This is a genomic window from Saccharopolyspora sp. MMCC62 (assembly GCF_057736575.1).
On record NZ_JBYKCM010000002.1, the window covers coordinates 360589 to 376226 of the forward strand.

Below are 15638 nucleotides of genomic sequence, written 5' to 3' on the forward strand. Positions count from 1 at the left end.
ATCGTCCCGGGAACCCACTTTTGCAGTAGGGCACCGCTCAACCTTTGTCGAACACCATTCGGCGGTCGCGACTTCTCCGCCGAACGTGCCGATCAGCGGAACGCACCGGTCCCCGCCTCCGAACGGGTGAGGCGGGGACCGGTTCGCTCAACTCAGAGCTCGCCCGTCTGCAGCAGATCGGCGATCGTGCCGGACGGCGCGCCGTTGATCACGTCCGCCGCCGCGGACCCCTGCAGCCCGCTGATCACGTCCGCGGGCGCGGCACCCTCGTTCGCCGCGAGGTACAGCGCCCCGACCCCGGCCACGTGCGGGCTGGCCATCGAGGTGCCGCTGAACGTCGCGGTCCCGCCGCCGGGTGCGAGCGACACGATGTCCACGCCGGGGGCGTAGCCCTCGACGGTGGCGCCGAAGTTGGTGAACTCGGCCGAGGCGTCGGTCGTGTCGGAGGCCGCCGTGGTGAACACGCCCTCCGCGCTGGCCGGGGACACGTTCTCCGCGTCCTGCGACTCGTTGCCCGCCGCGACGGCGAGGAACACGCCCGCGTCGACCAGGCCGGTCGCGGCCTCGTCGAGCGTCGGGTCCTTGCTGCCGCCCAGCGACATGTTCGCCACCGACGGGCCGTCCGCGTTCTGGGCGACCCAGTCCAGCCCGGCGATGATGTCCGCCGAGGTGCCGCTGCCGTTGTCGTCGAGCACCTTCACCCCGACCAGCTCGGCGCCCTTCGCCACGCCGTAGGTCGCGGAGCCGATGGTGCCCGCCACGTGGGTGCCGTGGCCGTGCCCGTCGGCGCCGTCGCCGCCGGTCGCGTCGAAGCCGATCGACGCGCGCCCCTCGAAATCGGGGTGCGTCGGGTCGATGCCGGTGTCGACGATGTAGGCCGTCACGCCCTCGCCGGTGCCGTTCGGCGCGTAGTTCCCATCCAGCGGCAGGTCCGGCTGGTCGAGCCGGTCCAGGCCCCACGAGCCGACCTCGGCGGGCCGCTGCGGCTGCTCGACCTGGATGCGGAAGTTCTGCGACACCCCCGCCACCTCGCGGTTCGCCCGCACCGCCTGCAGCTGCTCGGGCGTCAGCTCCGCCGAGAAGCCGTGCAGGCTGTGCGTGTAGACGTGGTCGGTGCGCACGCCCAGCGCGGCGGCGACCGCGGCCGGGTTCGACCCGTCCCGCAGGTCGACCACGTAGGAATCGGCGGTGCCGTCCGCGGACAGCACCCCCGTCTCGGGGTGCAGGGTCAGCGGGGCCAGGGATGGCGCCGCGAACGCGGGAGCACCGGAGAGCACCAGTGCGGCGGCGGCGATTCCCGCACCGACCGCCCTGCTTCGGGAGAACATTTTCGTCATGATCCCTCTTCCTTCAGCGCCGCCCGGGTGAGGCCGGACGGAGATCTGATGGTGCGAAACCGAACGTAAACCACGAAAACAAGCGGATCGGAGGATTTGGCGATGAGTGGCCAAACCCTTGCGCGGACGTGGGATCACCATTCAACGACTCCGGAAGAATGCCGTCAACACCCTTCCCACCTGCGCATTCATTGAGCATCCGAGATGGAGCGCACTGCGATCGCATTTCTCCGAACTTGGTTCGTCCGCCTGGCACCGCACCGGCCAAGCGGATGAGAGGGCGAGCACGCAGCGCGCAGAAACGGGCCGTTCCGCGCAGTGGTATCACCCCGATGGCGGCACGGCGAGACGGCCGAGAAAGGCAGCGGAATGCCGGGAGCGCGCCGCGTTCGGCCATTCGGGGATGAATTCGATGAATTCCGCGCGCGGTCTCGGGAACGGGCCGCATTTCCCAACGGGTGGACGCGTCACACCCGGGATTCGCGGTGCGGGGGTCAGGTCGCGGCGACCCAGCGGCGCAGCTTCAGCCGCACCGCCTCCACGTACTCCGGGGGCAGCTCGCCCTCCTGGACGACCGGCTCCGCTCCCGGTGCGGCCGGTTCGGCGGGGGCCACGCCGTACTCCAGGCCGTAGTACAGGTACAGCGCGTGCTCCTGCTCCAGCAGCAGGTCGCCGTCGTCGAGCCGCACGTGCGGCGCGTGGCGCACCGTCTCCTTGAGCACCGAGACGGTCAGCGTGTCCCCGTCGAACGCGGCGCCCTCCAGCGGGACGAAGCTCTCGTTGGTGCCGAACAGGCCGGTCTGCACGGTGATCCAGGCAGGTTGCTCGGTGGTCTCGTCGAGGAACAGCTGGCCGACGATGCCGATCCGGTGCCCCGCCGGGTCGAAGACCTCGCACCCGAACAGGTGCAGTGCTTCCCGCTGACCGATCATGCCGACCGCCTCCCCGAACTCGCCGCCCGCCCAGTCTGCCCCGCCCACGACCGGACCGGCACCTCGGAAAGGTGGATGCATGACCAGCGATACCGGTCCCGGAACATTCCCGGAACCCCTTGCGGTGGCGGTGAATCCGTGATCGCCCCGCACCGTCCTGCCGGGATGGACGGACCCGCCGGGTGATCCATCCGGCACCGGCCGGTAGAACTGGGAGGCTCGATGGGTACACCTCGCACGGGCGGGGAACCCGCGGGATCGGCGACGATCGCGCCGGCCGCGTCCGGTCGAGCCCACCACCCAGCCGACGAAGGACGCCAGCGCCATGTCAGAGCAACCCGACCGCCCCGGACCGCCGCCGATCACCGACGAGATGCGGGAGCAGGCCAGGCAGACTCCGAACAGCTGGCTCTACATCGTCGACCCGGGCTACCAGGAGTCCGGCGACGACGTGCCGCCGGAAGGCGTCGTGGGCGCCTTCCACATCGACGCGGACGGCGAGATCGACCCGGAGTTCCAGTACAACGACGAGTACGAGCCCTCGGAGCTCACCTTCGCGCTGCCGGACCCGGTGAACGAGCTGGAGCGGGTGCTGCACCGCATCGCCACCGGCGAATCCCCGGACACCGAGCTGGCGCCCGCGGTGCTCGCCGCCGAAGTGCTGCTCTACGACCCGGAGGACGGCGCGGGCGAACCGGCCGTGTACGTCGCCGAGCTGGACGACGGCAGCCAGCTGGTACCCGCCTGCACCTCGGCGGAGCGGGTGCCGGAGAGCTGGCCCGGTTCGCGCCGGGTCGCAGGCGGCGACCTGCCCGCGCTGCTGGACGGCCTGGACCTGGGGCTGAACCTGGACGACGCGGTGCGCGCGGTCATCCCGCACCACGTCCTGGTGGACACCGCGGCCCCGAACTGATCGGCCCGCTCCGCGACGGCCGCCTCCGCGGAGGTGGTCGTCCGGGGCATCGGTGCCTAGCCTCGGCCGGGTGAGCGATCAACCCGCCGGCCCGCCCGGCCCCATCGAGCACTACGCCCTGCTGTCCGATCTGCGCACCGCGGCGCTCGTGGACACCAGCGGTTCGGTGGACTGGCTGTGCCTGCCGCGCTTCGATTCACCGTCCTGCTTCAGCCGGCTGCTCGGCGACGGCCGCGACGGGCACTGGCAGCTCGTCCCCGACGAGCCGGTGCGCGAGGTGCGCCGCCGCTACCGGGACAACTCGCTGGTGCTGGAGACCGAGTTCCACACCGACGGCGGCGTCGTCCGGCTGGTGGACAGCATGCCGCCGCACGAGAAGAACCAGCACGACCCGCCGTGCCTGGTGCGCATGGTCGAGGGCGTCTCCGGCGAGGTCCCGATGCGGCTGCGCTGGATCGTGCGCTTCGCCTACGGCGATTCGGTGCCGTGGGTGCGCCACGTGCGGCAGACCGATCCCGAGCCCGACGAGTACATCCTGGCGATCGCGGGCCCGCACACCGCGGTGCTGCGCGGCGACCTGCTGCCGCAGCGGGTGCCGAACGAGCGCGCCCACGAGCTGGTGTTCGCGGTGCGCGCGGGGCAGCGCCGCTCCTGGGTGATGCAGTGGTCCAGCGATCACGAGACGATCCCGCCACCGATGGACCCGGTGCAGGAGACGCAGGACAGCGCGGACTTCTGGCGCGAGTGGACCGAGCGGATCGACTACTCGGGCCCGCACGCGGCCGCGGTGTACCGGTCGCTGGCCACGCTCAAGGCGCTCACCTACGCGCCCACCGGCGGCATCGTCGCCGCCCCCACCACGTCGCTGCCGGAGGCGTTCGGCGGGAACCGGAACTGGGACTACCGCTACTGCTGGCTGCGGGACGCGACGCTGGTGCTGCTGGCGCTGGACAACTTCGGCTGTTCCGCGGAGGCCGCGGCGTGGCGGCGCTGGCTGGTGCGCGCCGTCGCGGGCGACCCGGCGGGCGTGCAGATCATGTACGGCGTGGACGGGGAGCGGCACCTGCTGGAGTGGGAGGTGGACTGGCTCGCCGGCTACCAGGGCGCGCAGCCGGTGCGCGTCGGCAACGGCGCGTTCCGCCAGCAGCAGCTCGACGTGTACGGCGAGGTGATGGACGCGCTGCACCTGGCGCGGGAGCGCGGGGTCGCGGAGAACGCCGACACCTGGGCGCTGCAGCGCGGCATGCTCAAGCACCTGGCGACGATCTGGCAGCAGCCGGACAAGGGCCTGTGGGAGGTGCGCGGCCCGGACCGCCACTTCACCCACTCGCGGGTGATGGTCTGGGTGGCGTTCGACCGCGCCGTGCGCGCAGCCGAGGAGGACGGGCTGCCGGGCCCCGTGGAGCGCTGGCGGGAGCTGCGCGACGAGGTGCACGCGGAGGTGCTGGCGAAGGGCTGGAACCCGGAGCTGGGCGCGTTCACCCAGTACTACGGCGGCACCACGGTGGACGCGGCGACGCTGCTCATCCCGTCGGTGGGTTTCCTGCCCGGCGACGACGAGCGGGTGCGCAGCACGATCCGGGTGGTGGAGCGGGAGCTGCGCCGCGGCGTGCTGGTGGACCGCTACACGACGGGCGAGGACACCAACGAGGTCGACGGGCTCAGCGGCCGCGAGGGCTCGTTCCTGGCGTGCTCGTTCTGGCTGGTGGACGCGCTGGCGCTGAGCGGGCGGCGGGACGAGGCGGTGGCCATGTTCGACGAGCTCGTCGCGCTCGCCAACGACGTCGGGCTGTACGCCGAGGAGTTCGACGTCCACTCCGGACGGTTCACCGGCAACTTCCCGCAGGCGTTCAGCCACTTGGCGCTGGTCAATTCGGCCGCGGTGCTCTACGGCGGGCACACTCGGGGCGAGTCGAGCAGGCGCAACGGGAGGGGTCCGCGGTGAAGGCGGCGACGGTGGTGCCGGGCGAGCCGGATTCGGCCGCGGTCTCCGAACTCCCGGAGCCCACGCCCGGGCCGGGCGAACTGCTGGTGGACGGCCTGCTGGTCGGGTCGTGCGCGACGGACCACGACGTGACGCACGCGTCGCACGGGGTGCTGCCGCCGGGCCGGGACCGGATGGTGCTGTTCCACGAGTCGCTGGGCCGGGTGCGGTACGCGCCCGCGATCAGCGGGTTCAGCGAGGGCGACCTGGTGGTGGGCGTGGTGCGGCGCCCCGATCCGCACCCGTGCCCGGCGTGCTCGGCGGGGCAGTGGGACTTCTGCCTGAACGGCGAGTTCACCGAGTGCGGCATCAAGGAGCTGGACGGTTTCGGCGCGCAGCGCTGGACCATCGAACCCCGCTTCGCGATCAAGGTGCCCGGCTCGCTGGGCGACCGCGGGGTGCTGACCGAACCGGCGTCGGTGGTGGCGAAGGCGTGGGAGCAGGCCGAGCTGATCGGCCGCCGCGCCTACTACGCGCCGCGGCACGCGCTGGTCACCGGCGCGGGCGCGATCGGCCTGCTGGGGGCGCTGCTGGGCGTGCAGCGCGGGCTCGACGTGCACGTGCTGGACCGGATGACCGACGGGCCGAAGCCGGAGCTGGTGCGGCGGCTGGGCGCGACCTACCACACCTCGATGGACGACCTGGGCTGCGAACCGGACGTGGTGATCGAGGCGACCGGTGCCGGTGAGGTGGTGTTCGACGTGCTGCGCCGCACCGCCCGGAACGCGATCACGGTGCTCACCGGCATCGCCGGGCACGATCGGACGCTGCCGGTCCCGGCGGGCGCGATCAACGACGAGCTGGTGCTGGACAACGACGTGGTGGTGGGCAGCGTGAACGCGAACCTGCGGCACTACCAGCAGGCGGTGCGGTCGCTGTCCGACGCGGACCAGGGCTGGCTGGCGGACCTGATCACCCGCCGCGTCCCGCTGGACGACTGGACGCAGGCCTTGGAGCGGACGCCGGACGACGTGAAACCGGTCGTCGACCTGCAGGCCTGACCCGGCACGCGACGAGCCCGCGCCGACTTGCGGCGCGGGCTCGTTCCGTGCGTGCGTGGATCAGAACGCGACGACGCCCTGGGGCGACGGCTGCAGGGTGCCGATCTGCATGCTCTTGACCGTGATCTCCACCGGGCTGCTTCCGCCGTTGAGGTCCTTGACCTCGGCGTTGACCTCGCCGTTCATGTCCGACGGGGTCGCGGTGAAGCCGGAGGCGACCTTGGCGTCCGAGTCGGACTTCTCGGCGGTCTCGATCTTCACACCGGCGAAGGCGCTCTTGCCGGGCTCCAGGGTCAGGTCGGCGTCCGGGCCGGGCAGGTTGACGTTCTCGGTGGGCACGTCGAACGCCTCGCCCGCCATGTTGGTGGGGGTGAGGTTCACCCAGCCGCCGAGCTCGCAGGACTTGTCCGAGGTGTTCTCCATCTGGACCAGGAACCTGGTGCTGGCACTGGCGTCGGAGGGCTGCGCCTGCATGGTGACCTTGAAGTCCTCCGCCGAGCAGTTGGAGGCGGAGATGTCGTCGTGCGTGCCGCTGGCGTGGTCGTCGGACGGGGCGAGGTCGGACCCCATGCCCTCCGTGGCGGGCGCGGTGTCGGAGCCCATGCCTTCCTGCCCCGCCGCGGAGTTCGTCGCGGCCTGGCCGCCGCAGCCCGCGAGCAGCATCGTGCCGCCGATGAGCGCCGCTGCCATGGTCGCCGTACGAGTCCGCTTCAACATCACTTCAGCCTTCCCTCGGATGTGCGCCGGTGTCCCCCCCGCGCTTCTCTCACCTCGTAGGACGTCCACCCGCACGGCGAGTTGCGCCGGATGCAGAAATTTCCGCATCCGATTCGATCTGCGCAGGTGAGCGCTTCGCGCGGCCGAGCGGACCAGTCGACCTGGTCGTTCGTCGGACCGGACGCGGGGCCGTTCACCGGGCCGGACGCCGGGCCGGACGCCGGACCGGACGCCGGGCCGGACGCCGGGCCAGGCCCCAGGCGTTCGCCGAACCGGACGCCGGACCGGGCCCCGGCCGTTCGTCGCACCGGACGCCGGACCGGGCCCCCGGGCCGTTCGCGGTCCGGCCCCCGGGCCGTTCGCGGGGCGGGACCCCGGACCGTTCGCGGGACCGTTCGCCCGGCCCGACGCGTCAGACGTGGTCGGCGATGAACGCCCGGATGCGCTCCGGGGAGCAGGGGCGGGCGAAGAAGAAGCCCTGCCCGGTCTCGCAGCCGATCTCCGCCATCCGCCGCGCCTGCGCGTGCGTCTCGACGCCTTCGGCGGTGACGGTGAGCCCGAGGGTGTGCGCCAGGTCCACCAGGGTCCCGACGATGCGGGCGTCCACCGGGTCGGCCTTCTCCGGGTCGCGCAGCCCGGACATGAACGAGCCGGCGATCTTCAGCTCGTGCACCGGCAGGTGCCGCAGGTAGGCGAGGTTCGAGTAGCCGGTGCCGAAGTCGTCGATGGCGATCCGCACGCCCATCTTCGTCAGCGCCCACAGCGTTTCGATGGGTTCGTCGGCGGTGCCCATCACCGCGCTCTCGGTGAGCTCCAGCTGCAGCCGGGTCGGGTCGAGGTCGGTCTCGCGCAGGATCGTCTCCACGTCGGAGGCGAGGTTGGGGTCGCGGGACTGCCGGACGGCGAGGTTGACGCTGACGAACGGGGCGGCGTCGCCGAACTCGTCCTGCCACTCCTTGGCCTGCTTGCACGCCTGCCGCAGCACCCAGCGGCCCAGCGGCACGATCAGCCCGGTCTCCTCGGCGAGCGCGATGAACCGGTCCGGGCCGAGCCTGCCGAGGTCGGGGTGCCACCAGCGGGCGAGGGCTTCGACGCCGACGACGCCGTACTCGCGCAGCCCCACCAGCGGCTGGTACTCGACGAAGAACTCCTCGCGCTCCAGCGCGGCGGGCATGGTGGCCGACAGCCGGTACTGGGCGACCTCGGTGGCGTTGCGCTCCGGGTCGAACAGCGCCCACTGCCCCTTGCCCTCGGCCTTCGCCCAGTACAGCGTGACGTCGGCGTCGCGCATGAGCTCGGCGGCGCTCTGGCCGTGCACGGGGCGTTCGACGATGCCGATGCTGGCGGAGACGGACAGCTCGTGGCCGCCGATGCGGATGGGTTCGACGAGGGCGTCGAGGATCTCGTCGGCGATCTCGATGGCCTGCTCGGTGCTGGCGGAGTCCTCGATGAGGATGACGAACTCGTCGCCGCCCATCCGGGCCACCAGCCGGTCCTCGCCGTGCACGGACAGCGCGAGCCGCTCGGACACGGCGACGAGCAGGTCGTCGCCGACGTGGTGGCCGAGGCTGTCGTTGATGACCTTGAACCCGTCCAGGTCCATGTAGCAGAGCGCGACCCGCTCGCCGTCCTGCCTGGTGCGCATCGCGGAGGTGAGCCGCTCCATGAACAGCGCCCGGTTCGGCAGCCCGGTCAGCGGGTCGTGCATGGCCTGGTGGCGCAGCCGGTCCTGCAGCAGCTTGCGGTCGGTGACGTCCTCGACCATGGCCACCTGGTACAGCGGCATCCCGTCCTCGCCGCGCACCAGCGAGACGATCACTTCGGTCCAGGCGCGGCCGCCGTCGGGGCGGGTGAACTGCTTCTCCACGCGGTACTGGTCGCGCTCGCCGCGGACGAGCTCCTCGTAGAGCCGCCAGAAGCCTTCCGAGTCGGCGGGGTGCAGCAGGTCGTGCGTGGTCATCCGCTTCAGCTCCTCGGTGGGGCGCCCGAGGATGCGCCGCAGCGAGGAGTTGACCTCCAGGACCTGACCGGCCATGTCGGCGATGCAGATGCCGATGGCGGCCTCGGCGAAGATCGCTCGAAACCGGGCCTCGCTGGTGCGCAGGGCTTGTTCGACGGCGTCGCGCGCGTCGAGCACGGCCTGCCGGATCGCTTCCTGCTCGTCGAGGGTGCGCTTGCGGGCCGCCTGGACGAAACCGGTGCACAGCGCGCCCTGCAGCGCGGCGATGCGCCGCCGCCAGCCGGGCCCGTCGTCGAGGTGCAGCACGTCGAGGAACTGGTCGCCGATGAGGTCGATGGTCCGGGCCAGCGAGTCGGCGCTGGTGAAGTGCACGGCCACCAGGTCGTCGCCGACGTCTTGCGCGGCGGCCGGATCGAACGGATCGGAGAGCAGCGATTCGACCAGCCGCTCGGTGTAGCCGAGCAAGCGCCCTTCGACTTCGGCGCTGGTCATGGGCACGTAGCTGGTGCCCATCAAGGTCTGGGCCCAGACCGCCGCGAACCGCCTGCGGTCCGTTCTGCTCACCGCCGGCTCCGTTTCCCGGGTGTTCGGGACCGGCGTGGTCCACCCCGTCATGCCCGTGGCGCCCCTCCACTCGTCCGTCGTCGGTTCGCCCCCTCGGCCGTGGCCCGCCGGTCGTGGTGCCCCGATTGCGCCCGGTGCCCGGTTCGTCGTTCGGTGGCCCGGTTGTGCCTGGTGAAGCGGGTCTCCGGAGCATACGACCGGTGGCGCTGAGCGGTCGAACCCGCATTCCCGCCCACCCAGGGTAGCCATTCGTGTCGATCCGGCAGACCAGCAGGCCCGGCGGCGGTCCCGGGCCCGGCGCCGTTCACCCGACCGTCGGGTCGCGAGCGGTCACAACGTGCGGATTCCCCTCACTCCGGCTGAGATGTCGCTCGATGTGCACGTGCCGTCCGGATTGCGCCATTCCGGTCATTCGTCCACGTTCGCGCTGCAAAAGATGAAAACCGTTCGCCACACTTTCGGGCTAGGCGAACGTTCGCCACAGCCACCGGCTTCGACTCTCCGAGAGGGCCAACCTTCGATGACGCATTCGAGTGGACGCGCTCGCCGCCGCGGCACGATCTCCCTACTCTCGATCACCTGGGCGTGCGTGCTGCTCGCGGCCCCCGCGCACGCAGGCCCCTCCCCTCTCCGATCGGAGGCAGCGATGAGCTCCCAGACCGACGAGCCGGCGACCGACCACGCGATGGGTTCGCAGATCCGCAAGCACGAAGGCGGCGACCAGGTCCGCGGCCTGCCCGAACTGTCCCCGCTGGCCACCGTCGAAGGCATCGACGTCAGCGGCCACCAGGGCAACGTGGACTGGCCCGGGTACTGGAACCAGGGCAAGCGGTTCACCTTCGTCAAGGCCACCGAGGGCACCACCTACCGGAACCCGTACTTCGCCCAGCAGTACAACGGGTCCTACGACGTGGGCATGATCCGCGGCGCCTACCACTTCGCGCTGCCGGACGTCTCCAGCGGCGCGGCGCAGGCGAACTTCTTCGTGGACCACGGCGGCGGCTGGTCGGCGGACGGCAGGACGCTGCCCGGCGCGCTCGACATGGAGTACAACCCGTACGGCGACACCTGCTACGGGCAGTCGCAGGCCTCGATGACGGCGTGGGTCAAGGACTTCTCCGACACGTACTTCCACCGCACCGGCCGCTACCCGGTGATCTACACCAGCACGAACTGGTGGAACCAGTGCGTGCGCGGGGACTTCGGCTCGACCAGCCCGCTGTGGGTCGCGCGCTACGCGGGCAGCGTGGGCGCGCTGCCGTACGGCTGGGGCTTCCACACGTTCTGGCAGTACAGCTCGACGCCGATCGACCAGAACGCCTTCAACGGCGCCTACTCCCAGCTCGAAGCCATCGCCTTGGGCTGATCGGCCCCGCGCCGGACGCACCGGCTGCGATGATCGAACCCGTGGACGAGCAGGAGCCGCGGCGGGCACGGCGAGCCGGACTGGCCGGGACGATCGTGCTGGCCGTGGTCGCCCTGTGCGGGGTGAGCACCGGGCTGCTGATCTTCGATCCGCGCAGCACCGGTGCCGACGCCCTGCGCACCGGCGGGCTCGCCGCGGGCTCCGTCGTCGCCCTCTACGCCCTCTGGCTCAACGACCGCCGACGCCGCGTCGAGGAACACCGCCAGGCGCTCGACCAGCAGCGTCAAGAGCTCGACCGGGAGCGCTACGCCCTGGAGCGCAGGCGGCAGGAGCTGGAGGACCGCCGCACGGGGCACGACCGGGACCGCGCCGACGACGAGCGCTTCGCCCGCGCCGTGGAGCTGCTCGGCCACGACGCGGACCAGGTCCGGGTCGGCGCGATGCACTCGCTGGCCGGCCTCGCCCGCACCCGGCCGCAGTACGCGCAGACCGTGCTGGACGTGCTGTGCTCCTACCTGCGCAGGCCGTTCGACCATCCGAAGTGGACACTCCCGGAGCTGCTGCCGGACGGCGAACTCCCCGAGATCGCGCCGGAGCTGGAGCGGGAGCGGCACGCGCGGCAGACCGCGCAGCGCCTCGTCGTCGACCTGCTGCCGCACCGGGACGACCCGGACCCGCCGATCCACGACCTGGACCTCACCCGCGCCTGGCTGGAGCGGTTCTCCCTCGAAGACCGCGTCGTCGGCCGCATCGCCGCTTACCGCTGCCGCTTCCGGCACACCACGAGCTTCGGCGGCGCGGTGTTCCGCGGCGGCGTGCACCTGCGGGACTCGGTGTTCCTCGGCCGGATCCGGGCCACCGACGTCGACTTCGCGGGGCCCGTGGAACTGCGCGGCGCGCGGACCGCCGCGCCCTGCGACTTCGCCCGCTCCGTGTTCCGCACGTCGGTGGACCTCAAGCGGATCACGGGCGAGCAGCGGTGGTACGTGCGGGACGCCCGCTTCGACGGGGCGGTGGACCTGCGGTCGGCGCGGCTGACCGGCGGCCTGGACCTCTGCGGGACCGAGCCCGCGCCGGAGGTGCGCACCGAGGACGCCCGGTTCGGCGCCGGATCGCACTTCGGCGGATGGGACCTGGAGGCGGTGCGCGGGTGACCGCCGGGCCCTGGCCGTGGTGGTGCGGTGGGATGTGCGCGCGGCTGCCGCGGGCGGGAGCGGCGGGGTGCGCGCCGTCGCGGGCGGGTGCGGTGGGATGTGCGCGCTTCCGCCGCGGGCGGGACCTGCGCGCCTCCTCCTCGATCCGGGCCTCGACGGACCGGGACCGAGGGGGAGGCTGAGCGGCGAAGGCCCGCACCCCTCGTTCGGGTCTTCGCCGCGTCAACGGCGAGCGCTCGTCACTCGGCGGCGCTCTGGCTGATGGTGGAAGCGATCAGCACCTCGCCCTTGATCGGCTCGTCGGCCGGCCACGCGGCGGACTCGTGGGCGGCGGGCCCGTCCGGGACGCCCGGCAGGTTGAACTCGACATCGGTGGGCACGACCGGGCCGACCGGATCGTCGACCCGCTGCGAGATCCGGGAGATCCCGAACATGCTGCCCTCGACCAGCACCGGCTCCCGCGGGGCGTGGTCGACCTGGACCTCGACGCCCGGGACCTGGTCCGCACCGTCGAAGAAGGCGAAATCGGCGGCGCCGCCTTCGAGCGTGCAGCTGACGTCGGGGCTCGCGGCGGTGTACTTGACCAGGAACGCCTCGTACTCGCCCGGGTCGGCCAGATCCCTGGTCACCTCGATGTTCACCTCGTCGCCGGTGCACGGCGCGTCGCTCGGGTCCGCCAGTGCGGAACCGGCGGTCAGCGTGGACACCCCGAGGGCGACACCTGCGACGGCCGTGGCGGCGATGGCGCGGCGGAGCTTCATGGTCTGCCTCCCTGCTCGATCTGCTTCTTGATCGACAAGACGCTCGGCGGCACGACGGGATGCCCGGCGGTGCGATGAACCACAGCAAGGCAACCCCGCCCGCGCGCAGACGTCTCGCGCGCGCAGGCGAGGTGAGTGGCCCATTCGCCCACTCTCGTTGGGCTGATGGGCCATTCACCTCTGGTGGTGAGCGGGGGCGCGCCGATGTTTCCGCTTACCGCACGCTGCGGGATACCGTTCTCACCTGCGCGCTCAGCGTCCCGTCGAGTTCTTGAGCAGCTACGGCCGCAAGTGGGACAAGGAGAGAGCGTGACCTCCACCGAGATCAGGGGATGGCGCACCAGCTCCCGCACCACCGCGACGCAGACCTGCGTCGAAGTCGGCGGGGCACCGGGCATCGCGGGGGGCCGCGACACGAAGGACCGCGACGGAGGCACCCTCCGCATCACCTCCGCCCGCTGGACGGCGTTCCTCGCCGCGATCGCGTCCGGCCGCTGAGCACCCCAGGTGAATGGCCCATTCGACCCGCCAGACCGGGCCGGTGGGCCATTCACCTGACGCGAAACGGCCCGCCACCCCGGGTCGGGGTGGCGGCCCGTCCGGAGTGGAACGTCAGCCGAAGAGCGCCGGGAGGGTGCCCTCCCAGGCCTCGCGGAGCTCCGCGAGGGGGATCTCGGCGATGTCCTGGATGTCCAGGCTCGACGTGCCCGCATCGGCGACGCCGACCTTCGCGCACGGCAGCTCGCGCGCCGCGCACATCTCGGTGAACCGCAGCTCCTCGCTGCGCGGCACCGCCACCAGCACGCGGCCCGCGGACTCGGAGAACAGGGCGACGAACGGGTCCGCGCCCTCCGGCAGCACCACCCGGGCACCGCACTCGCCGATCAGCGCCGTCTCGACCAGCGCCTGCGCCAGCCCGCCCTCGGACAGGTCGTGCGCGGCGGAGATCATGCCGTCGCGGGAACCGGCCAGCAGCACCTCGGCCAGCAGCTTCTCCCGGGCCAGGTCCACCTTCGGCGGAGTACCGCCCAGGTGGCCGTGGGCGACGCGCGCCCACTCCGAGCCGCCGAACTCCTCGCGGGTGTCCCCGAGCAGCAGCAGCGTCTCGCCTTCCTCGCCACCGATGCCGGTGGGGATGCGGCGGGTGACGTCGTCGATCGTGCCGAGCACGCCGACCACCGGCGTCGGCAGGATCGCCTGGCTGCCGGTCTGGTTGTAGAAGCTGACGTTGCCGCCCGTCACCGGGATGCCCAGCTCCACGCAGCCGTCCGCCAGCCCCTGCACCGCCTGCTGGAACTGCCACATCACGCCCGGGTCCTCCGGCGAACCGAAGTTCAGGCAGTTCGTCACCGCCATCGGGGTCGCACCCGTGGTCGCCACGTTCCGGTACGCCTCGGCCAGCGCCAGCTGCGCACCCGCGTACGGGTCCAGCCGCGTGTAGCGGGCGTTGCAGTCGGTGGCGACCGCGATGCCGCGGCCCGTCTCCTCGTCGATGCGCAGCACGCCGCCGTCCGAGGGCTGCGCCAGCACCGTGTTGCCCCGCACGTAGCGGTCGTACTGGCTGGTCACCCACTCGCGGGAGCACAGGTTCGGCGACGCCGCCATCGTCAGCAGCGTCTCCCGCAGCTCGTCCGGAGTGGACGGGCGGGCGAGGGTGCTCGCGTTGTCCGCGGCGATCAGATCCTGCTCACCGGGGCGCTGCACCGGGCGCTCATACACCGGGCCCTGGTGGGCGACGGTGCGCGGCGGCACGTCCACGACCAGCTCGTCGTGCCAGTAGATCTCCAGGTTCTCGCCGTCGGTGACCTCGCCGATCACCGTCGCGAGCACGTCCCACTTCGCGCACACCTTCATGAACTCGTCCACGTGGGACGGTTCGACGACGGCGCACATGCGTTCCTGGGACTCGCTGGAGAGCACCTCCGCCGGGTTCATGCCCGACGCGCGCAGCGGCACCTGGTCCAGGTCCACGCGCATCCCGCCGTCACCGGCCGAAGCCAGCTCCGAGGTCGCGCAGGACAGGCCCGCGCCGCCCAGGTCCTGGATGCCCACGACCAGACCCGAGTGGTACAGGTCCAGGCAGCACTCGATCAGCACCTTCTCGGTGAACGGGTCGCCGACCTGCACGCTCGGCAGCTTCTTGCGGCCCGTGCCGCCCTCGGCGTCGTCGAAGGTCTCCGACGCCAGCACCGAGACACCACCGATGCCGTCCAAGCCGGTGCGGGCGCCGAACAGGATCACCTTGTTGCCGGTGCCGGAAGCGTGCGCGAGGTGCAGGTCCTCGGTCTTCATCACGCCGACGCACATCGCGTTCACCAGCGGGTTGCCCGCGTACGACTCGTCGAACACGACCTCGCCGCCGATGTTCGGCAGGCCCAGGCAGTTCCCGTAGCCGCCGACCCCGGCCACCACGCCCGGCAGCACCCGGCGGGTGTCCGGCGCGTCCGCCGGGCCGAACCGCAGCGGGTCCGCCACCGCGACCGGGCGGGCGCCCATCGCCATGATGTCGCGGACGATGCCGCCGACACCGGTGGCCGCGCCCTGGTACGGCTCCACGTACGACGGGTGGTTGTGCGACTCCAGCTTGAACGTGACCGCCCAGCCGTCGCCGATGTCGACCACACCGGCGTTCTCGCCGATGCCGGCCAGCATCTTCTCCCGCATCTCCGGCGTCGTGGTCTCGCCGAAGTACTTCAGGTGCACCTTCGACGACTTGTACGAGCAGTGCTCGCTCCACATCACCGAGTACATCGCCAGTTCGGCGTCGGTGGGGCGGCGGCCCAGGATCTCCTTGATCCGCTCGTACTCGTCGTCCTTCAGCCCCAGCTCGCGGTACGGCTGCGCCAGGTCCGGCGAGGACTTCGCGACGCCCACCGTGTCCAGTTCCGGCCGCTGCTCCGCGGGAGCCGTCTCCGGGCCGTCGGCGACCGCGGCCACCGCGGCGGCCGT

12 protein-coding genes are annotated in these 15638 nt (G+C 71.9%); 6 read left to right on the top strand and 6 right to left on the bottom strand.

The window, feature by feature from the left end:
- Nucleotides 1–152: 152 nt before the first annotated feature.
- On the bottom strand, nucleotides 153–1337 hold the full coding sequence (locus AC29IT_RS05885; protein WP_358443816.1) for a S8 family peptidase: 1185 nt from the start codon (nucleotides 1335–1337) through the stop codon (nucleotides 153–155).
- Between the two features lie 494 nt (nucleotides 1338–1831).
- Nucleotides 1832–2317, bottom strand: coding sequence for a PRC-barrel domain-containing protein (locus tag AC29IT_RS05890; RefSeq protein ID WP_358443819.1), 486 nt, complete (start codon nucleotides 2315–2317; stop codon nucleotides 1832–1834).
- Between the two features lie 277 nt (nucleotides 2318–2594).
- Between AC29IT_RS05890 and AC29IT_RS05895 the strand changes: the two genes are divergently transcribed.
- From AC29IT_RS05895 to AC29IT_RS05905, 3 genes are all read left to right on the top strand, one after another.
- Complete coding sequence (locus AC29IT_RS05895) at nucleotides 2595–3182, top strand: type VII secretion system-associated protein (RefSeq protein WP_358443821.1); 588 nt, start codon at nucleotides 2595–2597, stop codon at nucleotides 3180–3182.
- 70 nt (nucleotides 3183–3252) lie between these two features.
- A complete protein-coding gene (locus tag AC29IT_RS05900) occupies nucleotides 3253–5127 on the top strand; it encodes a glycoside hydrolase family 15 protein (protein WP_488218076.1) in 1875 nt (624 codons plus the stop codon).
- Complete coding sequence (locus AC29IT_RS05905; RefSeq protein ID WP_358443827.1) at nucleotides 5124–6167, top strand: glucose 1-dehydrogenase; 1044 nt, start codon at nucleotides 5124–5126, stop codon at nucleotides 6165–6167. The genes AC29IT_RS05900 and AC29IT_RS05905 overlap by 4 nt, the downstream gene beginning before the upstream one ends.
- 60 nt (nucleotides 6168–6227) lie before the next feature.
- Here the strand turns inward: AC29IT_RS05905 and AC29IT_RS05910 are convergent, their stop codons facing one another.
- Complete coding sequence (locus AC29IT_RS05910) at nucleotides 6228–6884, bottom strand: DUF4232 domain-containing protein (RefSeq protein WP_358443830.1); 657 nt, start codon at nucleotides 6882–6884, stop codon at nucleotides 6228–6230.
- 412 nt (nucleotides 6885–7296) lie between these two features.
- Complete coding sequence (locus AC29IT_RS05915; RefSeq protein ID WP_358443832.1) at nucleotides 7297–9408, bottom strand: putative bifunctional diguanylate cyclase/phosphodiesterase; 2112 nt, start codon at nucleotides 9406–9408, stop codon at nucleotides 7297–7299.
- Between the two features lie 646 nt (nucleotides 9409–10054).
- Between AC29IT_RS05915 and AC29IT_RS05920 the strand changes: the two genes are divergently transcribed.
- Nucleotides 10055–10774, top strand: coding sequence for a lysozyme (locus tag AC29IT_RS05920; protein WP_358443834.1), 720 nt, complete (start codon nucleotides 10055–10057; stop codon nucleotides 10772–10774).
- Between the two features lie 41 nt (nucleotides 10775–10815).
- A complete protein-coding gene (locus AC29IT_RS05925) occupies nucleotides 10816–11928 on the top strand; it encodes a pentapeptide repeat-containing protein (RefSeq protein ID WP_488218077.1) in 1113 nt (370 codons plus the stop codon).
- A gap of 239 nt (nucleotides 11929–12167) precedes the next feature.
- On the opposite strand, the gene AC29IT_RS05930 is transcribed toward AC29IT_RS05925, so the two are convergent.
- Entirely contained in the window at nucleotides 12168–12689 is a 522-nt protein-coding gene (locus AC29IT_RS05930) for a DUF4232 domain-containing protein (protein ID WP_488218078.1), read from the bottom strand.
- A 309-nt stretch (nucleotides 12690–12998) separates the two neighbouring features.
- Here AC29IT_RS05930 and AC29IT_RS05935 point away from each other — a divergent pair, with 309 nt between their 5' ends.
- The gene (locus AC29IT_RS05935; RefSeq protein ID WP_488218079.1) at nucleotides 12999–13187 is read left to right on the top strand and encodes a DUF397 domain-containing protein; all 189 of its coding nucleotides are present in this window, start codon (nucleotides 12999–13001) and stop codon (nucleotides 13185–13187) included.
- A 114-nt stretch (nucleotides 13188–13301) separates the two neighbouring features.
- Here the strand turns inward: AC29IT_RS05935 and purL are convergent, their stop codons facing one another.
- Nucleotides 13302–15572, bottom strand: a complete 2271-nt coding sequence (gene purL, locus AC29IT_RS05940) for a phosphoribosylformylglycinamidine synthase subunit PurL (RefSeq protein WP_488218252.1) — start codon at nucleotides 15570–15572, stop codon at nucleotides 13302–13304.
- Nucleotides 15573–15638: the final 66 nt, after the last annotated feature.